The sequence below is a fragment of the Sphingomonas gei genome, from assembly GCF_004792685.1.
Classification (GTDB): Bacteria; Pseudomonadota; Alphaproteobacteria; order Sphingomonadales; family Sphingomonadaceae; genus Sphingomonas; species Sphingomonas gei.
Genome location: NZ_SRXT01000003.1, coordinates 534244 through 557420 on the forward strand (window position 1 = coordinate 534244; position 23177 = coordinate 557420).

Genomic DNA, 23177 nt, shown 5'->3' on the forward strand with positions numbered 1-23177 from the left:
GGCTATCGCGATACTGTGTTCGAGCGCCGCCGGGTTTGCTCGTGGTCGACTTCGGCCGTCGGCAACCACTGCATATTGTTGGCTTCATTGGCTTTCCGTCGGATTAGAGAGGCATCATTGCAAATATCCGACCTGAATTTGTGGCTAATGGATTTTTAAACCGTGAAGTTTCGATTTTTTTCTTCTTCGGAATGTTCAGCCCAAATAAGTTCTGATACGCTATTGGCAAGCGAGTCGCAGATAAGTCCATTTTGGACACTAACTTTCGTCTGTATTTTGTTTCACCGTTGAGATTGATGGATGCGGTCTTGCACCTCCTCGGGGAGCGGGAGCAATCGGCACGTCTATTCGGTGGAAGCGTAGCAATTGGTCAGACTTGCTGGCGTCTTGGCGCCGATGTTCTCGAATGTCTGTTGGGGAGGGTGGCATGGAAGCGTTACCGAACGTATCGGCAGCCGATCTCGATACCTTGCACGATCTCAGGCGGAGCTTGCCGCCGGGAGAGGCGCAGCACTTGGACCTTGGCGATCCGGCGCACGAAGCGGCGATCCGGCTCGCGCTGGAAATCGGCGGCTTCACTCCGGATAAATATCCCGCGCTCTATCGATCGCTCGACGCTCCGCCCGCCGGCGATCCCCCCGCCGACACGTTGTTGCTCGTCGACGCCGGCGCCACGCCGGATGGCAAGGCGACCGCCAGAGTATGGGCATCGGCCGGCGGTGACGTACAGATACTCGGCGGCGTGCTGTTCGCGTTCGACCCGGATACCGGCGATCTCGCGGCCTGCGGCGAGAACGTCGCGGTGAGCAACGGCTTCCTAACCTGCCCCACGCGTGCCGCACAGGCGGACGCCGCGCCGAAAGACGGGCTGCACCTGCTGCAATTGAGCCACGCCACCGATCCGGCGGGCAACAGCCGCTTCTTCGCGCTGTCGGCCGAAGCGGCGGTGGGCGATGGCATTCAGGCCAATGTCCTCCAGCCGGTGATCGTCAATAGTGGCCACAAGGTGATCGAGATCAGCGTCGGGCGGATGGCCGGCTATCAGAATACCGATTGCGACTATGTCTATCTGAACCCGACCGGAGTCGGCAATCAGGACAAGCCCAATCTGATCTGTCCGTTCAAAGGCAACGTCCCGCTGTCCGGCACGCCCAATCTCGCTGCCCTCACGGTCAACAATCTGCTGACCAACATCGTCGTCGACGACGGCAGCGGCGGCTCGTGGACGATCGCGCGGGATTCGCAATATACCAGCGATGCGCAACTGGTGGCTGGGGTTCAGCAGGGGAGCCCGCCCAATGTGGTGACGTGGAATTATCCCTATGACGGGCCGAACACCTATTTCGCGAACACGACATCGCTGGTTTATCAGACGTCATCGCTCCAATCGGAAATTGTCAGCTATTTCTATTTCATGTTCGACATCCCGATGCAGAACGATCAGCCCAACCAGACCTTCTATGTCTGTTCGAAGGACTCGCCCGAAGTGCATTCGGTCAATTGCACGACGATCGACAATTTGCTGTTCTGGTGGCATTGCGCAGTCGAAGGTACCCTGGTGACGCTCGAGAGTGGCGAGACGCTGCCGATCGAGCAGATCAACAACGGACACCGGGTGAAGAGCGCCGACGGCAGCGCCTGGGCGGTGCGAGCGACGCGGCATGGCCCGCATCAGTCGAGCGACGATGCCAGCGGAACCGCGGCGGTCTATCGAATCGACACCGACAAGGGGCATAGCCTGAGCGCCAGCGGCGCGCATCTGATCGCGCTGGCCGGCGGCAAGTTCAGCCAGATCTGCGACCTTGCGGCAGGGGACGAGATCCTCACGCTGGACGGCCCGGCAAGCGTGACCGGCCTTTCGGCGATCGCCTATGACGGCATCTGCTACTCGCTCGCGATCGGCGACGATGACGAAATGGCCAATGGCGACTATCCCGTCGACGCGGCGATCTATTTCGCCGGCGGGATCGGCTGCGGCGATCACATGGCGATGCGCGCGCATACGCTGAACCGGCGCAACGACCTGGACGCGATCCTCGCCCGTGCCGACGAAAGCCTGCACGAGGATCTGCGGTCGGCCTTTGCGGACCGCCGCTTCTGATCAGGCTCTGACCCCCCCGGCCGTCGCGCGCGCTTGCGAGCGCACGTGACGGCCCCCCGCAGACTCAGGGGAGACATCGGATGACCAGCCCGGCCGACATCATTTCGAGCATCTATTATGTCACTCCCTATGCGACCTTGCCGCCGGGGCGCGGCACTGCGGGGCTGACGGTCAACGTCAAGCAGGCGAGCGTGCCGACCACGCCGCCGAACCTGGTGTTGGTGATCCGGTTGCGATTGGCGGACAATCCCTCGGTGATCGGCGTGTCGGCGACATCGGGCGCGGGTACCTCGCCGATCTACGCGCTCTACCAGCCAAGCTTTCCGCTTTCGGCGACGACCGGCTATCTGGTGGACTTGATCTGGGTGCCGCAGGGCACTTCGCCCGACGGCATCGACTGGAGCGAGGCGGTCGCCACCGCGCCGGTGATCGCCGCGTCGGTCACCGTGGCGAGTGCGAGCTTCGACGGGCAAAACGTCACTGCATTGCTCGATTACGGCCCGAGCAGCTTCCAGGTCGGCGCGCAATTGCTCGTCTACGGTTATTCGGGCGGGGTCTGGGCGCTGGCGGGGAGCGCGAACGTCGAGGGCAGCTTCGCCACGGTGAGCGTCGCGGGCTATCCCGCGCCCTATCGCATCTATGCCACGGCGCTGATGCCGGCAGTCAATCCCGGCGGCGCGGGCAGTTTTGCCGCCCCCTTCAGCCAGGGGCCGTTCAGCCCGCCCCAGACCGTGCCCCAGGCCGCAGCCTCGACGACTCAGGCGGACTTTGACGGCAATGCCGTGGCGCTGGTCTGGGCGCTGGACGGCGTGCAGGGCGCGCCGCTGCCGCAGAGCAGTCTGGTGTCGCTGCAAGTGAATGGCGGCGAGATCGCAGTATCTGCCGGCGGCCCGACTTCGGCGGGGTTCGGGTCTTCGATCGCCGCGGCCTCGGGCGTCACCGCGCGCGTGCAGACGACGGCGCGGGCGATCGGTGCCGCGCCGCTCAGCATTCCGCTGATCACCGCAGTGCCGACGGTCGGCAACGTCGCGATAAATGGCGCCGCGGTCGAGGCGATGGTGACGACGACCTCGGCGAGCAGCGAAGGCTGGCTGCTGCGGGGTGACTCAGTGGTCGCCGGCCCGGTGGACGCGGCAAGCGGCAAACTGAGTTTCACTTACGCCGCCACGGGCGCGGTCGGGCTGACGGTGGTCGCGCGCGGCAAATCGAGCGACGGCAAGACCACCGGCCCGCGCAGCCAGCCGGCGACATTGCTCGCCACCGCGCCGGCGCCGATCGCAGTGACCGTCCGCACCGATCCGTCGAACAGCGCCAATTGGCAAGTCGCGGCGCAATGGGCGGCGCTGCCCGACAGTCCGGCGAGTGTGGCGGGCTATACGGTAGCGGTGATGCAAAGCGGCAGCACGACGCCGCTGGCGTCGCAGACGACGAGCGGCACCACCGCCGTGCTGAGCTTCGCCAAATCGGCGATCACCCAGGGCCAGACGCAGGGCCTGTCGCTCCAGGCGACCGGGGTCAGCGGCGGGGCCTCACCCCCGGCGGCGCAGGCGCTCGCGTTCGTCACGCCGGCGCTGACCGCGGTCACGACGACTGGGGATCAGCTTGCCGTCGCCTGGACCGCCCCGGCCGGACTCCCCGCCGGTACGACGCCGAGCTATGCGATTCGTGTCCTCAACGGGGCCGGGGCGGGTGCCAACCAAGTGCTGCTGCTGGGAGCTCCCACCGACGCTGCTGCCGGCGCGGTGCCGCTGGCGGACCTCGCGGTCCCGGCCGACGGCAGCGCCGTCGTCATGGTCGATCTCCTGCTGGGGCCGGTGCGCATCGTCGCCGACCGCTCGATGGCCGCGAACCAGCAAGCGACCGCGATCCTCGCCGCGCCGCGCGTCGCCGCCGCCTCCACCCATCCCGTGACGGGGCTCGCCACGCTGAACTGGTCGAGCGTGGGTGCGGGGTTCGGCTATGCGCTGCAATTCTCCGACGGCACCAGCCAGACGAGCGGCACGACGCAATATACGCTGACCAGCCCGGCAAGCGTCGACGCCGGACTCGCTTACCGGATCGCAGCGACACGGACCGACAATGGCGTCGCCGTCGCCGGACCGTACAGCGCCTTCGCGTCGGTGCCGACCGGAGCCGACACGCTGGTCGCCGCGCGCTACGACGGCACGGCGCTCCGGGCGAGTTGGAACGCCCATGGCGGTGCCGACGCGCATCTCGTGTCGATCTATGACAATGCCGCACCCGCGACAGCGGCGGCGACTGTCACGGTCAACGGTAGCTCGGGCACGCTCGCTTTCGCCGCCGATGCCAGCAAGATCTATTCGGTTTATGTCCAGCCCGTAACCGCCGCCGGCACCGGGCTGGCCGCCAATCCGCTGCCGCTGTTCGCCGCGGCCTATTTCCTGAGCGATCAGCCTGCCACTAGCGCAATGCCCTATGCCTATCCGGCATCCGCGCAGGCCAATCTGGGCAGCGATGCCGCCAATCCGCCCGCGCAGGCAATCGTCCAGTATCTGCCGCAACTCGGACTCACCGCGACCGCCTTGGGATCCGATCCGATCGTCAGCGGCCCCTTCACCGTCGAACCGTCCGGCGATGCGAGCCTGCCCTACAAGCTGACCATCGCCGCCGACGCCAGCGTATGGATCTTCGACACCACCGCGGTCCGCAAGGCGCTGCAGACCGCATATGTCTCGCTGCTGACCAGCCTCGAGGCTCCGGGGGAGAGCCTTGCCGGGGCGAGCCCCTATGGCATCTATCTGGTGCAGGCCGCGATCGCGCGGATGATGCCGCAAACCTTCGACGAGCAGCTTTACTATAATTTCGGCCTGTCGCTCTCGACCAGCGCCGGCAGCGCCTATGTCGATCTGCGCCCCGGCATGGTGCTGCGCGTCGTGCTGAGCGACTATGTCAGCATCAACGAACAGTCGCTGCCGACCTGGCTCAACGGCTATGCCGGCGCCACCGTGTTCGACTTCGACATGGGCAGCTATCATACCAACGGCGCGTGGCGCGTCGGGTTCGACGGGTTTCTCAGCCAGCTCGCCGCGCACAATGCGTTGCAGGTGCCGCCACCGTTCAAGAGCACGACGGGCTCGGGCCAATCGGGGGTCGCGGGCGCGGCGGACCTCTATTATCCGCAATTCCAGCAGCCTTATTATCGCGCGTTCGTGCCCGCCACGTTGCTGTCGCCGAGCAGCACCGCCAGCGCGAACCAGGCCAACCTCAACTTCGCGATCGTCGCGGCGGCGAGCTTCACGACCATCAACGCCGCGACGCCCAATCCCCAGCAATACGCCACCGCCTATTTCCGCGGACGCAGCACGCTGGAGGCGATGATCCGCGTCCGGCTCGACGGTACCGAACGGCTGGTGCCGGTGGGGACCAGCCTCGGCAATCTGCTTGAGCAACTCCAGCAGCGAGCGCCGACGGCGGGCCGCAGCGGCGTGCGGCTGCTGCGCGCGAGCGGCCCCGGACAAACCGGGACCATAAGTGCGACCAGCCTCGCCGCGCAGCTCGAAGTGATGCTCGATTGGCAGGGCGGCGTGGTCTACGCGCAGGGCAGCGGCCTCAACGGCTATTCGCTGCCGCTGCTTGCGGGCGACCAGATCTTCTCCGGGGGATATTGATTCCTTGCCGGCGGTGCCGGTCTTCGAACAGCAGGCCGCCAGCCGCCTGTTCGCGCTGTCCACCAGCGCACAGGCCGGGGTGGCGGGATTCTGGGCCGGCTATTGCGCGGCGCCCGGATCGGCTTTGTCGGGCACGCTCTCGACCAGCCAGGTGTGGCAGGATCCGGGCGGGACCTATCTGTTCCTGGGAGCGACGCCCGGCGATTGGGCCACGTTCCTGAGCGGCTTCGACGCGCTGCGCCCCAATCTCGGGCCGCCCGAGCAACTCCGGATGCTCTGGATCGAAAATCCCGACGCGCCGATGGTCCAGTGGCGGCTGACGGCGCTGCAGGCACGGGCGCAGGGATCGGGCAATGCGATCGCCTGGCAAACCGTGCGCGCCACGGGCTTTCGCCTCGGGCATTACGGGCTCGAAGTCGCCGGGCGCGGTGCGCTGACCCAGATTGCCGACGATGCGGGCGGCGGGATCGGCTTTGCGGGGGGCGGCGCATTCCTCGGGCCCGATGGCGCGGCCGACTTCGCAGCCGATACGCTCGCGATTCCGTTTGACGGCGCGGCAGTGGCCAGCCTCACGGCGCGCTTCACCGTCCCCGCCGTGCCCGTGGGGCAGGACGAGGGATCGATCTGGCACAGCTTCGCGATCGGGCTGCTTTACGCCGCGCCGCCCCTCGCGACGGACACCGACGCAACACCGCAGCAGATCGCCGGGCAGGGCGCGACGCGGCTGCTGTTCCAGCAGGTGTTCGACGGCCAGCCTGCCGCGATCGCTGCCGCATTGGCCTTCGATCCGCTCAATCTGCTGGTGGGCGCGCGCAGCCATGTGTCGCTTGCGCCGGCAATCGCGGCGGGTGCGCCGGCACTCGCTTCGTTCCTGCGCACCACGATGGGCTATCCGATGACGCTCACCCCGCTCGCCGCCGCCGGAAGCCTGCCCGATGCGCGCTTCGTGTTCGGCGCCGCGCCGGTGCAGGGCAGCAACCGCGATGACGGGATGGTCTTTCATCTGAGCCCCGACGGCGCGTTCCAGATCACCGTCACGCCGCTCAAGGGCAAGAGCGCGAGCAGCTATCAATTGCTGCCGGGCCAGTCGGGGCTCGAATATATCGAGATTTCGCCCGACAGCCATCAGATCGCCTTTGCCGGCAACTGCCCCGCTTTCGCCATCCCCGCCGACGACGGCAAGCCCGACGCGCCGACCGTGGCCGAGGCGCTGAACGATACCGCGACGACGTCGCATGCGGCGATCCTGCCGCTCGGCAGCGCGAGCGACGCGGTGTATTTCGCGCAGCCGCGCCAGGCGCCGATCTTCTCGGGCAACACCCAGATTGCGCCCGATTTCCTCGACTTCAACCCGATGCCTGCGGCGACGCTGAGCGCTTCCGGCGCGCCACCGGTCTTCCCGTTCGGAGTCTATGCGGGGCTGCGCAGCGTGGACATCGTGCTGGCGGACACGCTGGAGAATGCCAGCCTCGGCCCGTATCGGCATTTCCAGATCGACACCCATTATGGCGCGCGCGCCAAAGCGCGGAGCGCGTGCGCAGCAGGGGAGGCTGTCGCGTCGCTCGGCCCGGTTCGCCGGGTTCGCGCCGAGACCGACCCGCTCGGCGTGACGCCGCAGGGCCTGGTCGTCGAGTTGACTCCCGATTATCGCGACTATGACGGCGTCTATATCGCCAACATGCCGGGGACCGACTATCCCAAGGTCGATTTCACCGTGGTCACCGGCGGTTTCAAGTCGGCGTTGCAGAGCAACCAATTGTTCTTCGTCGCGGCGAACGTCGACGTGCTGATGCAATCTACGTCGGTCCGCTACGCGCTGGCGGAGACTGCCGAGAACACCGCTCTGCTCCTTGCCAGGGGCGTGCCGCAGGCGATCGTTACTGCAGTCTATGCGGCGCTCAGCGGGCAGACCCAGCCATTCGACACCGAGGCGGCGTTCGTCGCCTGTATCGGCACCGCCGCAACGCCGACCTATCTGCCGGTCTATCTGGCGATGGCCGGGCTGCTGCAGGTGCAGATGGACGGCTGGACCTTTCAGCTGTCGCCGCGCGCATGGCGTCCGTGGCGCAACCCGAACGGCGGCGACGTGGCGGATCCCGCGGTCAACAGCCCGACGGTGATGATCGCGAAGTTCTGCAACCGCACGCTGGCCGATCTGGTTGCCGACAGCAGTTCCTGGCTCTGGCCCGAAGTCGCGGTGCCGCCGATCGAGGGCGGAACGATCGGCAAGACGCAGCGGCTGATCCTCGACATCTTCAAGGCCGCGGCCGGTGCAGAAGCCGGATCGCCTTACCGGCGCTTCCTCGCCGAGGTGGTCGACAATCCGGCATGGAACGGCTTCCTGTTCCTCAATGCGCCGGTCGACATCGCCGAGATGCCCGCCGACTTGCTGTTCCTCACCGCGGGGATCGATACCGACCTTTTCTATGCGCATCATCTGGGGCTGTCGCAGACACCGTTCGTAGTGACGGGCACGACGCCGACGCTCGAGAACACCGCCGCGTTCGGGCTGATCGACTATAGCGACCCGGTCGATCTCTACAGCGAGACGACGGTCGCGTTCGATTTCAAGACGCTTCAGCTGCGCGCAGGCTTCTCCAATTCGTCGTTGAGCGCTTTCTCGGCGAAGGCCGAACTGCTGGTGAACCGATTGTTCTCGGACGCGCTGACCAAGGCGCAGACCGAGCATGGCAACAATCTGGTGCTCGACGGCGGCTATCAGCGCGTCGGCGGGGTGGCGGTGTACAGCTTCGTGCTGGAGGGCCGCAACAGCTATGCGCCCCGGGCCTCGGTGCTGTCGCGGATCGACATTTCCACAGTCGCCCTGCAGACGCGCGGCGCGGGCGGCGCGCCGGGACAGATCGTCACCGACTTCACCCTGTCGGGAACGCTGCAGTTCGGCGCGCCGCAGGTGTTCGACCTGTTTTCGTTCGGCCCCGAGCCCGTCGATGAAGATGCGCCCGCCGATACCAGCGTCGGGCTGCGGTTCAGCAAGCTCACCGTATCGATGCAGTTCACGCTCGACGGCGGCGCGGATTCGAAGCAGTTTACCGTCGATGAAGGCAATCTGTCCTTCGATCTCGCGAACAGCGCGACGCGCGGACAGTCGCTGGTCAACCATTTCCCGCTTGCGCTGAACGGGCTGCTTGCGGTGCTGCCGACGGCGGACGAAGGCGCACCCGCCGGCGCGACCGGGGCGCGGCCCGAGGATCTGGGTTTCACCTCGGTATCCGCGCCGATCGAGCAGACGCCGCTCGTCGCGCCCTGGTACGGGCTGCGCTTCACGCTCGATTTGGGCACGCTCGGCGCATTGCTGGGCAGCGTCGGGATCGGTGTCGAAGTGCTCGCCGCATGGCAGGCCGGCGAATCCGGCCGCGAAGGCGTGCCGCCGCAATATCTCGGTCTGCGCATCGACACCGGTCCCGCCGAGGGCGTGCAATGGCCGCTGCAAGGGGTGCTGCGGCTCGGCTTCCGCAACTTCCAGTTCCTGACGTATATCGGGGACGACGATGCCTTGGTCTATCTGCTGCGGCTGCACCAGTTCACGCTTTCGGTGCTCGGGCTGCTCAATTTCCCCCCGGGCAACAACGACATCGTCCTGTTCGGCAATCCCGATCAGCACGGCAGCAGCAAATTGGGCTGGTACGCCGCTTATGCCGCCGACCTGAAGCAAGAAGAGAAGGCGCAGGCGCGCCCGGGTCGTGCCCGGCTCGCGGCGAGCGCACCGGCTGACGAGGTGGCGCAGCCGCATCGCCGGCGCGAGACGCTGCGGCAGATCCGCGCCGCGCGATCGGGTCGCAGGGACGGGGAGGCGCCGCGATGACCAAGGCGACCAAGATCGTCGTGACGTTGCTCGACGTGGGGCAGGGATCGAGCACCTTCGTCGAGATCTATACCGGCACGGCAATCACCGCGACGGCGCTGCTCGATCTCGGCTCGGAACGCGCCAAGACCGAGGCGGGCGGGCCCTCGGTCGAATATATTACCAAGCAGCTCACTTCGATGGCCAAGCCGCGAATCGACTTCTTCTCGCTCTCGCACAGCGACAGCGACCATATCAATCTCGTCCAGGACCTGCTGGCCAATTTCGACAAGCCGGGGACCAAGAAGCCGACCAAGCCGATCCTCGAGGTGGGCCATGTGATCTATGGCGGTCCGCGCGTGCTCTACGCCAAGCACAGCAGCAACAACGTCATCAGCGATCTGGAAAAATATCAGCCTACCGGCACGACCAAGCCGGAGCCGCTGCCAGCGAACAATTGCTCCTACAGCAAGACCAGTGCCGTATTTGCCTCCAATGAGGTTAGTTTCTATCTGCTCGTCGGAAATCACGTGGCCAGCGAGCCGCGAACTTTCAGAAAAAAGATTGCTGACAAGAAGTGGCGAACGGACAGCTATTCACTCAATACTTACTCGATGATATTCGTCGTGGATTTCGTCGGATGGCAGTTCGTCGTCACGGGCGACGCGACTGGCGCCACCATTGCGCAGGCGAATTACTTCATCGATCTGTATACCGCCAAGTTTCCGTACGTCGCGGTCCTGACTATGCCGCATCATTCCAGCGAAACGACGACGTTCAGCCTGACCGCCAGCAAAAAGCGTCTCAAGCCCGGCGAACGCGTGCCGGATGCCGCCAAGAAAGTGATTGAGGCGTTCGCGACGAGCATCGCGCCGAAAACGATCCATGCCAGTGCCGAGGACGTCGGCAGTTTTCGCCACCCCAGTGCCTATACGATGAGCTATTTCTGGAGCTATGTCGAGAAAACCTCTTGGTACGATGATCCCGTCCTTGTTGACCACCAGCACCTGTACAATGCGTATTTTGCTGAGGAAGACGATTACCAGATCGCGCTCGAAGTAGAGGATCCGACGACCAAGAAGAAGATGAAGAAGAAAGAGCAGCTTCCGCCGTTCGATGACTGGTGGACTTTCGCGACGCAGCATTCAATCTTCACCAATCGCTATTATGTTCGCGAAGCGGCTTATGACCCAGCCAAGGACGAGACAGCGAGCTTCCCGCCCGATCCCGGCAAGGTGACTGCCATTCCGGCATCGGGCGCGACGACCAGTCCGCCCTTTGCCGTCGCCTGGGCCTATAGCCTCGACGGAACGACCGAAGAGGTCACGATCGAGCGGCTCGAGAATCGCAAGGTCGGCACGGCGTTCGTCCATACGCCGGTCATGGTGCTGTCGAAGACCGCACCGGCCAGGAGACCGCCCGCCACCGATTCTGCCCCGGCCGAGACGGCGTCCGCCGTGCCGCCGCATCGGACCCTCGCGCTCCGACCGCCGACGCATCTTGATGTGCCTCTTCCCGGGAGCAGGGGTTGCGCCGCCGCGCGTCCGCTGCCCCGCCTGAGGCCGCTCGATGTCTGAGGCCATGCCTGCGCCGCGATCGGCAGATTGCCGTCGATGGGTGAGCCGATGACGCTCGACCAGATCTTCCAGGCATTGCGCGACGACATCGCGGGCGGCTCGATCGACCTGGTGACCGCGGCCACCGGCGATCTCGCGAGCATGGCAACCGCGCTCGACCTGCTCCAGCTCAAGACGCATTTCCTGGTCGCCAACGCAGTGCTGACCCAGCCGGTCAACCAGGTGCTGCTGCGCGGCACTGCGCGATACGGGCTACCCGGCGCAGAAGCGGCGGGAAACCATGTCGTCGACGTCGGAGTGGCACTCGCCGCGACGGTGGAAGGCGGCAATGCGGTATTTACGCTCACCTTGTTCCTGCCGCCGCAGGCCTGGACCTTCTCCGACACCTTCGCCGGCCTGCCGGACTCCCAGCAGATCGCGCAGGACGGCCAGACGGTGGAGCTGGCGCCGTCGTTCCTGATCGGGTTGCCGCTGCGCGACGCGGCGCTGGCGGCGCGTTCGGCGCCGGGCGCAACGGCGACGCTGGAGGGTAGCCTGCCCCAGGCAGGCGTCTTCTCCCAGGCTGCTTATGCCGGGCTGTTCCCAGGCCGCTGGCCGCTGGCGGCGCGGGGAGCCGTGGTGCTGCCCGCGACCTATGATGCGTCACCCGATCTCGACCTGATGGCAATCGTGAATGGCAGCACGCTGCCGTTCGGCGACGCGACTCTGTTCGAGCTCGGTTTCGAGCTTTCCGTCCAGACCGGCTTCGATCTCGACGATTACGGCTATAGCGCAGTGTCGAACCTCAACCTGACGGGCAAGGTGCAGTTCGATCCGGAGCACAGCCTGCGCCTGGTGCTGGCGATCCTGACGGTGCAGACCACGTGGCGGCTGCTGGTCGAGGCCGACCCCGACACGATCCGCATCGGCGATCAGATCGAAAACGTCGCGGCGCTGCTCGGACTTTCGGTGGCGGAGCTGATCTCGCCCGAGACGCTCGACACCTTCAACGCCTTCTATCTCGCGTCGATCGAAATCTGGCTGCCGGCCTATCAGGGCAGCCTGCTCGACAGCCTCGGCGCCGCGGCGTTCGACGTTTCGAATATCGGGGTCACGCTGAAGTCCGATCGCGTGTGGAACCCGCCGATCCCCTTCGTCCGGGTGATCGACACCGGGATGCGCTGGGACATCGGTTGGGCGCCCGGGCCCAACAACCAGCCCGAAATGTTCAGCTTCGGCTCGGTGTTCGGCGGCATCAACATCGGCGTGTCCGACGCGGAGGTCGCCGTCAGGCCTTCCGCCCGTGAATTGCCGTTGCTCTCGGCACCGCACCCCTTGATGAGCGATGTCCGCATGCCCGTGACATCCGCGCTGGCTGCGGGCGATGGCGAAGGGGACGACCCGCCGATCCTGGCCGACAGCTTCACGGTCGATCTGGTGGGCTTCATTCCCTCCTTCGTGATCGAGGGGCGGTTGCGCAGCAATCAGGAAATCCCGATCGGCTATGCGTTCAACCAGTTCTTCGGCAACCCCGGTCCGCCGACCAAGGACCAGATGCGGATCACTGCCTTCGCGTTCATGGCCGATCCCTATCGCCTGACCTTCCGGGCCGAGGCGGTGGTCACGATGAACTGGTCGATCCCGTTCACCAATTCGGTGAGCCTCGACCTCATCGAACTGCGCTTCAACATCGACGTGCGGCAGTCCGCCGTCGGCGGCTCGATCGCGGGGACGCTCCAGCTGACCGGCGGCGGCAGCGGCGACGCGCAGCCCCAGTTCACGGTCAGCGCCACCTATGTGCCGTCGACCCGCGCGAGCGAATGGAAGTTCCGCGGCTTCCTCAACCAGAATGCCCCGCTCGAGCTGGTGACGCTGGTCGCCAATCTGCTGACCGACGACCCGCCCGATAATCTGCCGGCGCTCAATGTCGAGCGGATGTCGATCGAATTCGCCTCGTCGAGCCAGGCCTATAAGGTCGAAGGCTCGATCCTGGCGCGCTGGCAGTTTTCACCCTTCGGCACGCCGCTGACGATCTCGGCGCGCGCCGAAGCCGCGATCTCGCGCCCGAACAGCAGCACCGCCCCTTCAGGCTATGTCGCGGGCAGCTTCCAGATCAACCGCATCGGCCTCTACGCCTCGCGCGACATCGGAGTGGAGTTTCCAACCTACACGTTCCGCGTCCTGTTCGGCGACAATTACCTTACCGCGCAGACCGCGTGGATCGGCGAGGGCGACGCGCGCCACCAGATCGTCACGCTGCAATTGAGCTCGATCACGCTGGGCGAAATTCTCGAATATCTGGTCAATCTCGCCGCACCGACCCTGGGCTACAAACTCACTCCGCCCTGGGACCTGCTCAACCAGATCGACTTGTCGCGCTTCGCACTGACGATCGATCCGACCGAGCAGACGATCGCGTTGACCTATGCCGTCACCGTCGACCTGACGATCTTCCGCGTCGACAAGATCGGCGTGAAATACAGCCGCAAGCAGGGCGAGGGCAGCGTCAATCTGATCCTCGAGGGTGCGGCGCTCGGGCAGGAATATACCGGCGACGACGCACTCGACTGGGACGTCATCAACGACAATCCGCCCGATCTGGTGCCGGCCAGCACCGCGGTGATCGACCTGCGCTATCTGGCGTTCGGCCAGCATGTGAAGATCAACGATATCGACAATCTGAACACGGTCCGCGCGGTGCTGCTCCAGATGGAGCGCGCGATGCAGCCGGTCGCGACCGATCAGTCGCCGATCGGCCAGCCCGGCGCGAACGGAGTGTCGTTCGATGCGGGCAGCCAGTGGCTGATCGGGCTCGACATCGGCATTGCCGGGATGCTCGACCTCGGGCTGATCTTCAACGATCCGCGGCTCTACGGCCTGTCGATCTCGATGGGCGGCCCCGATGCGGGTTCGCTTGCCGGGCTCTATTTCGAGATTCTCTACAAGAAGATCACCGATTCGCTCGGCATGTTCCGCGTCGAGCTCCAGCTGCCCGAGGCGTTCCGCCATCTCGAGTTCGGCGAAGTGTCGATCACCCTCGGCGTGGTGGTGGTCGAGGTCTATACCAACGGCAACTTCAAGGTCGATCTGGGCTTCCCGCACGAACGCGACTTCTCGCGCTCGTTCAGCGTCGAAGTCTTCCCGTTCATCGGCCGCGGCGGCATCTATTTCGGGCTGCTCGACGGCAACAGCTCGAGCCGCGTGCCGGCGATCTCCAACGGTTTCTTCGCGCCGGTGATCGAGCTGGGTGTCGGCATCGCAGTGGGCGTTGGCAAGGATTTCAGCGTCGGCGTGCTCAGCGCGGGCGCGTTCATCGAGCTCGAAGTGATCTTCGAAGGCGTATTCGCGCGCTTCCTGCCCAGCAATAGCGGCGAGGACAGCGCGCTTTATTACTGGGTGCGCGGCATGGCCGGGCTCCACGGCAAGATCTACGGCACGGTCGATTTCGTCGTCATCAAAGTGAACGTGACGCTGGAGGCGTCCGCCACGGTGACGCTGACGCTCGAGGCGCACCAGCCGACGCTCGTCGCGCTGAACGTGGATGTCACGGCGCGCGCGTCGGTGAAGATCCTGTTCATCCGGGTTCATTTCAGCTTCAACGTGACGGTTTCGTTCGATTTCACGCTCGGCAGCAAGTCGACGACGCCGTGGATACTCGCGGGCACCGGCGGCGGGGGCCAAGGCACGGGCCTCGCCGCGGCGCGTGGCGCGCCAATGGTGCCGGGCGCGTCCGCCAGCTTATATCGGCTGAGCCGCGGCCGCCGCGACGTCCGCATCGCCTTGCTGCGCAGCGCTCATCTGCGGCAGCTGCACGCGGCGAATTTGATCGCTTCGCCGGCAACTCCGCGTAGTCTGCTGATGGGGAAGGCAGTGGATCGGCGCGGGAGGACGGGGACGCGGATGACGGTCGAGGCGGAAGCAAGCGAGACGCTCAACTGGGATCCCGCCTTCGCGGTCTTCAGTGATTCTCCCCGCACGATCCCGCTGATCCTGCTGCCGGCCTTTGCTTGCGACAACATCGCGCTCAGCTGGTCGACACCGCCGGTCGAATCGACAGCGGTGTACAAGATCGTCCTGCAGCTCTGGGCGGCTACCGGCACCGTCATCGATCCGGACAGCATCGCCGAAAGCTATCGCCGCGACACTTCGACCAGTGCGCACGCCGGGGATGTGAGCGAGATGCCCGCGGCCGAGTTGGTCGAGGCGTTCCTGCGCTGGGCGATTTACGCGGTCACCAATCCGGCCGGGGGGACGGCGGCGGCCGATGTCACTGCCGGGCAGCTCGCCCATCTCGCCGACGAGATGGCGGCCGGGGACGCGGCGACGCGGACGGCCTTCACCTTCACGACGCTGAGCGCGTTCCTCGACACCAATGTCCGCTTCTCGGTAAGCGGCCAGCCGACCGTGCTCCCCACCGAGCTGAGCGCGATGCCGGTGGCAATGCCGCCGGTGTTCCGCTTCGAATGGAGCGGCGATGTGGCCGGCTCGGTCGACCTTGCCGCGTTCAATCCGATCGGCCCCGATTATATCGCCGACGTCGCGGCCTATCAGCAAGCCTTCACGCCGACCGCCGCGCAATCCGCCGTGCCCCCCGACGGCGCCGCGGATACAGTTTCCTTTGCGAGCCATATGTTCTCGGACTGGAGCCTGATGCTTACGCGCGCTGCGGTCGACGAGGCGCAGAAGCAGCTGGCGCGGTGGGAGCTACGCCCCGATGCGGCAACCAGCCTCGCCGCACTCGCCGCAGGATTCTCCAAGGCCCAGGTCCAATATGCAGTGCGCGAGGGGGACACGGTCAATTCGGTGGCGCTGGCGCTTGGTGCGACCGCCGAGGAACTGCTGTACCTCAACGATGATCTCGACGCGCAGCTGCGCACAACGCCGGCCGGATCGGAGATCACGATCCTCCTCGGCGTCGCGCCCGAAGTGATCGCACTGGACAATAGCGGCCGCGATCTCGTGCCGGGGCAATATGCCGTGGATCACATCACGTATCAGGTTCGCGACGGGGACACGCTGGCGGGCATCGCAACCGCGTTCGGCCTCGCCGGTGCGACCAGCCTTTTGTCTGATCCGACGCTCGCCGCCAATCCCGCGCTGTTGCGCGCCGATGCCAGCTTCACCACCCCGGCGACGCACTACACCGCGCCCGCCGGGTTCGGCGCGCTCCAGGCGGCGGCGTTCTTCTTCGCGCGCTTCCAGGACACTCGCGCGCTGGCCGACCGCCAATGTTATGTCGACTTGATCCTCTATTGGAACGCGCAGGTGCTGCGCGACCAGCAGCCCGGCGATGCGCTCGCCCCGGGGCTCGCGCTGAAGCTGCCGGTCGCGCTCGGCAACCTGACCGAGCCCGCCGAGGCCAATTACACCACCCAGATCGGCGACACGGTGACTGCGATCGCGGCGGTGGCCGACCTGACGCAGAATCAAGGTTCGGGCCCGGCGGTGGCGATCCCCGGCTGGGCGACCTATCGCGATGCGATGGTCACTGCCTTCACCCAGGGCTCGGGCGGTGCCGCAGCGCCCGCTTTGGTGCCCAGCGTGGTGACGATCCTGCCCGGCGAAAGCCTCGATCACCTCGCGCGTCGGAGCTACATCTTCGGCGGCCAGGAATTGCCTGACGTCGCCGGGCTTATCGGCTGGATCGCCAGCGCGCCCGACCTGCTCGCGGTCCATGCCGCGCTCGGGATCGACGGGTTCACCCTCGACACGACGGTCTATCCCAGTTTCGGCGCAGTATCGCAGGGGCTCGGGCTGGACATCGCGGCGCTCGCGCATCAGCTGGCCGGCGCGACGTTGGTCCCGGTTATCGCGGAGGACGACGATGCCTGGATCGTGACCGACGTGCCGGTCGTCGCAGTCGATACGCTGGTGTCGCTGGTGCTGACGGGGAAGGGCTTTACCGACATCACTGCGCAAAGCAGCCGCCAGCTGATGTCCGGGCTGCGTCTCCCCGGCCCCGTGTCGGAAGGGGACGGCCCGGCGCGGGCGACCGGGCCGATGACGGCGATGGCGAGCCTGTCGGGACAGCAGTTGACCGGCCCGCCGCCCGGCACTGCCACCACGCCATCGATCACGATCACCGCGACTCTCGACAGCGGTTTCGACTGGATCGGCCTGGTCGACAGCATTGTCGCCGAAGAAGGCGAGACCCGCGTCGCGCTCGAAGCGCGCGCGCCCGCGGCGCTGTCGGGCAACCGCCGGCTGGCGCAGTCGCCCGACGCGGAGCCGATGGCCGGCACGATCCTGCAGCTCGACGCCGTCGACCAGCTCGACTTCGCTTATACGCCCGCGGATCTGAACGGGCTGTACCCTGCCGCTTCGCTCACCGTCGTCCCGTTCTCCGGGCCGGAGGCGTTGCCGTTGTCGGTCGAAGTGCCGGTCACCTATGGCCTGTCGAACCGCATCGAGCTTCAGGTGACGGCGCCGCTCGCCATCCCCGCCGAAGGCGTGACGCCCAAGACCGGCAATCCAAGCCTGTGGCCTTTCCCCGCCGCGGTGCAGGCACTCGCACTCGCCGGTGCACCGACTGGCTATGATCTCGTCAGGTCGGCGCCGCAGGGGGTGCCGGGCGGCGAGGACGAAACCCTGCTTTCCTCGAGCTATGGCACATTGTTCTCGGTCAAGATCAAGACGCTGCCCGGGTCGCGGACATTGTACCAGCTGCTCGGCACCGACGATGTCCAGCGCCAGACGCTGCTGCACTTGTGGCAATATCTCGTAAGCAACACGACGCCGCCGCCGACGCTCTCGCTGTTCGTGTCGCCCGATCCGGCCGCCGCCAACATCCAGGGACTGGCGCAGGTCGCGCTCGATGCGAGCCTCTCGACCATCGTCAAGACCAACCTGTCGACCGAGACGGTGCCTGGACTGGCGGACGTCCACCCGCTGTTTCGCGCCCAGGCCGTGGCCCCGCGCGACACTGCGCCGGTCTATGCCGCCGCGCTGGCGGACATTCCCGGCTTCCTCAAGCTGCTGTGGGAAGGCGTGTCGGTCGGCGGCACCGGCTATTATCTGACGCTGCGCGACCCGGATGGCGGCGGACTGCCGCCGACGATCTTCACCACCGACGGCGAAGCGGTGATCCAGTTCCTCGCGATCGTCGGCGCGCAGCAGGGATCGGCACCACTCGGCCGCCCGCTGCTGCCGCTCAACACCTGCGCGCTGATCGGGCCGGGCCTGGATGCCTCCGCGTCGACGGTCTATCTCGAGGCCGCCGACGGCAGCGATATGAAGCGGATCGCGATCGTCCCGCCGGGCAATGCCGGGACGCGAATGGTCATCCCGATGGCGCCGAAAATCCCGGTCACGTCCGAGGACCGCGCGCAGCAGCTCTATTCGATCGCCACATATGATGTCGGCCAGGAAAGCGCGACCTTCTACGCCGACCGGCCGGGCATGCCGATCCTGCCCGACGCGAAGGACGATCCGGCGCTGACCGCAACCGCACGGCGCCGGCTGGCCCGCCAGGCGCGCGCGCGCAGCGAGGCCTATGCCGAGGCCGAGCCGACGCGCTGGAGCTACAGCCAGGTCTTCCCGATCGCCCAGATGGGGCCGGCGTCGAGCGCTCCGGCAGTAAATGGGTTGCCGCTGCCGGGCGCCGATCCCTATCGCGGGATCAACAGCGGCACCGCGCCCGTCCTCGCCGATCTGGCGATCGGTTTCGTCGACATCTTCGGCAACGCCTCGGCACCCGATCAGGCGAAAGCGATCACCCTGCCGGTCGGCTATACCGATGTGCTCGTCGGGTTCGATTCCTGGCCGGGGCTGGCGACCGGCTACGGCCTGGCCGCGGGAGCCACCGCCGGAACAGTCGCGATCGGCGTGACCTTCGCCACCCAGGCCGGCACGCTGATGCCCAGTTTGAGCGGACCGGCGGAGAGTGCCGTGCTGGCGGCGGAGAACCAGGCGGCGATCTATGAGACGGTCTATTACCAGCTCTCGCAGCCGTTGCTGGCGCTGACCTTCACCTCGACGCTCTATTCCGAGACAAGCGGCGCGGGCATCGGACATCCGAAGCCAGTCGACCTGTCCGCCCAGTTGCCGGCACTCTGGCGCGTCGCGGCCGCCAATTTGCTCTATGCCCGTGCGGTGGCTGCACTCGATCCCGAGCGTCCGCTCGCGGCGGCGGCGCAGACGATCGGCGCGCTCGCCCAGATCTATGGGCTCGGCACGGACGTGCTGGCGGCGGGCCAGGCGCAGGCGCGCGCGTACGACATCCTCGGCGGACAAGCCCTGACCATCCCGGCGCAAGTGCCGTTCGCCGAGAACCAGACCGCGAATGCGATCCGGGCAGTGGTGCGACCCGGCTGGCCGCAGCCTGCCTCCGGCGCGGCCATGCTCGCGATGCCGCAGAACGCCGACCATCTGCCGCTGCGCCCCGGCACGCTGCTCGCCATTCCGGATCGACCCATCACGGTGCCGTCGGGCGATCCGGTGCCGTCGCTCGGCGCGATCGCTGCGCTGGCGGGAAGCACTGCACCGCTTCTTGCGGAGGACAATGCCGCGGCGACCGATATTCTGGCGGGCGGCGTGACGGTCGTCTTCGACGCGCTGACCGTCACCACCGTCGCGCCCGGCGTCGCCGGCGTGCGCAGCTTCGACGACATGGTCGCCGGCTTCGCCGCACAGGGCGTGATCGTGTTCGTCGGCGACGTCGGCGCGCAGCTCGCCGACCAGACCGATACGCTGGTCGCGGGAAGCGCAATGGTGGCGAAGCGCTATCTGGTGCCGCTGCCGACCGAGCAGGCGCCGTTCGAGACGCTGGCGAGCAACGGCAGCGGCACCTCGGTCGCCGATCTGGCCTCGCACAACGCCGCCACGCCGAATGTCTTCGACACCGGCGCTTTGGTCTATCTCGGCGATTTCCCCGGCAGCCCGGCGGCGCAGGCTTCCGCCACCACGACGCTGGTCGAGTTCTGCTACCAATATGGCACTACGCCGGCCCAGTTGTTCGCGGCGCTGGCTGCCCAGAATCCCCCGCCGAGCCTCCCCATGGGCGTGGCGCTGACCATCCCCGGGATGCTCGCTCTGCCGCAGGATCCAGGCGCGGTGCGGATGCCCTGTCCGGTACGCGCTTCGGACACGCTGTCGGCGATCGCCGGGCGTTTTGCCTATGCGAATGGCCGCCTCGACCAGCTCGGCCTGGACAACGAAGCGATGCCCGGCCTGTTCGCGGCGAACCAGACCGTCACCGTTTCGGTGGACGGCAGCGACTATGACACGGTGACGCAAGCGGGCGACGGGATCGGTTCGGTACTTGCCCGGCTGCAGGCGAAGTCGAGCGCGATCGAGCTTCCGGCACTGATGGCGGCGATCGGGCCGCAGACTGGCCTGCTTGCGGAAGGCGCGCTGCTATCCTGTCCGCCGGCGGTGATGCCGGACCCGGCGGGCAACGGTGCGCTAACGCCCAACCAGGCTGCGGCGGCGTTCGGCACCGATGCGACTGCTTTCCTCGCCGCCAATGCCGCACTCAAGGGGCTGCTCAAGCCCGGCGTCACGGTCAATGGGCCGGGGCCGACTCCGTTCACCGCCGAAACCGCACCGATCGACACCGTAACTGCGCTGCTGGCGCGGCTCGCCGCGGCCGGTGCGCAGATCGACGTGGCGCAGCTCGCGTCGATCAACGGTGACATACCTTTCCTCGCGGCGGGGGCGCTGGCGCTGCTGCCCCCCGCACCGCTGACGATCGCGGTGTCGGTTCCCGCTGCCGCGGGGCCGTTCGCCGACCCCGTCATGCCGTTGCAGGTGTCGCTCACGCTCGCGCGTCCGGAAACGCGGATCGATCCCGCCTTCGTGCTCGAAGGCGCGGCCTCGGCAGTGCAGAGCTTCACCACGCGGATCGGCTCGCCGGTCTCGTCGTCCGGCGCGGGCGGCGGGCAGGGCGTGGACCAGGACAGTTTCGGGACGCTGCTGGCCCAGCTCTTCCCGACTTTGCGTCTGGTCACCGGCCGGGTGGCGGGAAAGCCCGACGAATTGTGGTTCCTGCCCTTCGATGCTTCGGGGCTCGCAGCGCTGACGGTGGAGGGCGTATTCGATCCGCCGTCTGGCCAGGGTGACAAATGGCCGCGCTATTTCGCGTTGCGCCCGCTTTACGCCAGCCTCGTCTCGTTGCAGGCGATCCAGCTGCCGGCGCTGAACCCCGACGGCACGTTGAACCGCGACACGCCGCTTTCCGACCTGATCGGCCTCGACGTCGAGCCGATCGCCCAGCGCTTCCTCCAGGACATGGAACAGCTGCTCTCGGCGCAATATGCCGGCGCGCTCTACGCCGATGCGCAGGCGCGCGCCGCATTGCTATCGGTAATCGCGAGCAAGCAGAAGCTGGCCTCGGCGGTGGCCAACGGGATCGCGCCGGTCTTCCAGCAAGCCGATCCCGGCCTCGTGCCCGCAACCTATGCGGCGGCGGCCGAGCTGCGCCAGGCGCTGTTGCTGAGCCTGACGCAGGGCTATGCGGTCTCGACGATCCTGCAATATGTCTCGACCTGCAGTTCGGCATGGATCGGCGGCGACGCGGCGCCGGCGCGGCTGCTCGGTCGTGCGATCGGCGGGCCGGACGACGCGGTTTCGAGCGGGCTGCAATATGCGATCACTGCCGCCAAGACCCGGCTCGACGCGGCAAGCGACTATGTCAATTTCCTGCTCACCCTCAACGATCCCGCGCATGCCGAGCAGATCGCGCTCGCGCTTCAATACGCTTTCAGCAATCTCGAATTCGACATCAATGTCATCCCGGTTGCTACGGGCATGAGCTATGATGCATCCGACTGGCTCGCTTTCACCCCGCTGCTGAACCCCGCCGCGATGCCGCCGGGCATCGTGACGAAGCTGGGCGATGTTACGGTGCCGATTCCGAACCGCGCCTTCCCGCAAGTGCCGACTCTGCGTGGGCAGACCGTCGGCAGCGATCCGGTCGCCGTGCTCGCCGGTGCGGCGAAATGGACCTATGCGCTGCGCTATTCGCACGAGCATGCGAGCCAGGATGAAGTGCATCTCGACATCCGCTTCAACCAGCAGCCCGAGGGGCTGATGCGCATGGCGGTGGTCAGCGACGCGCTGGCCGGTGCGCTGATTTCCTACGATGCGGTCGCGACCGGGCTGTGGGACCTGCTCGGCTATTATGCCGATCCGGCAAAGGGCGATGCCCAGACCGCGGCGGCCGCGGCGGCGAGCTTCGCGACGCTCGCTGCGACAGTCGCCGACACCTGGGTAGCGCATTGGCCGGACCTCGAGCAGCGCCGGCTGGCCGTCGCGCCGGTTGCGGATGCGGTGCCGCCGGGCCTGTCGCCCGCCATGTTCGGCTTCGACGTTGACCTGGATTATCTCACTGTGGACGGCGGCGTGCTGGTGACCGATGTCCGTGTCGCGTGCGGCAGCGGCGGGCCGGGGCCCTCCGGCCAATGGCCGGAGCTGATCTTCCGCACCGTCGACGGTCTGCCGGTCCCGACCACGCGCAGCGAAATTTCGTCGACGCAGAGCCGCTATACCCTGGAGCACCCGGCGCCGGCGGGAAGCTATGCCGACATCGCACTCGAGTGGCACGGCATCGCGATGGCATCCTACCAGAACGCCACTGCCTCGCTGATGGTCACCCGCAACGGGCATCTGTCGGAGGACTTCGCCACCAACCCGGATTTCGTCTTCTCGACCGATCTCGTGGACGCGTCCTCAACCGTGACACCGATCAATAACGAGAGCACGCGCTTCGACATCACCGGTCTCGGCACGGACCTGGGCTCGGCGCTGACCGCGGCATTCCAGGCGCTGTTCGGGGACACGGCCTATCTCGGCCAGCCGGTGACGCTGGCGCTGAGCTACGGGTTCGAGCTTCTCGCCAACCCGGATCCCGATGCCGAGCCGCTGGTCAGCTATTTGCCGATCGCGCTCTATCCGGACCAGGAACTCGCCGCCACGACCGGTGCCACGATCCAGAGCGCCGTCGAGGCCTGGATTCTAAACCAGGGACCCAATCCCGACGGTGGCGAGATCGTGGTGTCGCTGTCGCTCTATTCGCAGATCCAGAACCGCGAAAAGCTGACGCTGCTGACCGTCGAGCGGCTGGTCTACAAGCTCGCCAGCTCCGACTGACC

At 66.6% G+C, this 23177-nt stretch carries 5 protein-coding genes; all 5 read left to right on the forward strand.

The genetic code is table 11. The features are described from left to right. Positions 1–427 precede the first annotated feature (427 nt). Positions 428–2101 (forward strand): Hint domain-containing protein, encoded by a 1674-nt coding sequence (locus tag E5A73_RS09470; protein WP_135963561.1) that lies wholly within the window; start codon positions 428–430, stop codon positions 2099–2101. Between the two features lie 80 nt (positions 2102–2181). Then, positions 2182–5730, forward strand: coding sequence for a hypothetical protein (locus E5A73_RS09475; RefSeq protein ID WP_135963562.1), 3549 nt, complete (start codon positions 2182–2184; stop codon positions 5728–5730). Between the two features lie 13 nt (positions 5731–5743). Further along, positions 5744–9553 (forward strand): hypothetical protein, encoded by a 3810-nt coding sequence (locus E5A73_RS09480; protein ID WP_168355871.1) that lies wholly within the window; start codon positions 5744–5746, stop codon positions 9551–9553. Then, entirely contained in the window at positions 9550–11109 is a 1560-nt protein-coding gene (locus E5A73_RS09485) for a ComEC/Rec2 family competence protein (RefSeq protein ID WP_135963564.1), read from the forward strand. The genes E5A73_RS09480 and E5A73_RS09485 overlap by 4 nt, the downstream gene beginning before the upstream one ends. A gap of 48 nt (positions 11110–11157) precedes the next feature. After that, positions 11158–23175, forward strand: a complete 12018-nt coding sequence (locus E5A73_RS09490; RefSeq protein WP_168355872.1) for a hypothetical protein — start codon at positions 11158–11160, stop codon at positions 23173–23175. Positions 23176–23177 lie beyond the last annotated feature (2 nt).

What these genes read in the sequence shown, in the direction of transcription:
- E5A73_RS09485 (WP_135963564.1), top strand. Translation starts at nt 9,550, where the DNA reads ATGACCAAGGCGACCAAGATCGTCGTGACGTTGCTCGACGTGGGGCAG.
- E5A73_RS09490 (WP_168355872.1), top strand. Translation starts at nt 11,158, where the DNA reads ATGACGCTCGACCAGATCTTCCAGGCATTGCGCGACGACATCGCGGGC.
- E5A73_RS09475 (WP_135963562.1), top strand. Translation starts at nt 2,182, where the DNA reads ATGACCAGCCCGGCCGACATCATTTCGAGCATCTATTATGTCACTCCC.
- E5A73_RS09470 (WP_135963561.1), top strand. Translation starts at nt 428, where the DNA reads ATGGAAGCGTTACCGAACGTATCGGCAGCCGATCTCGATACCTTGCAC.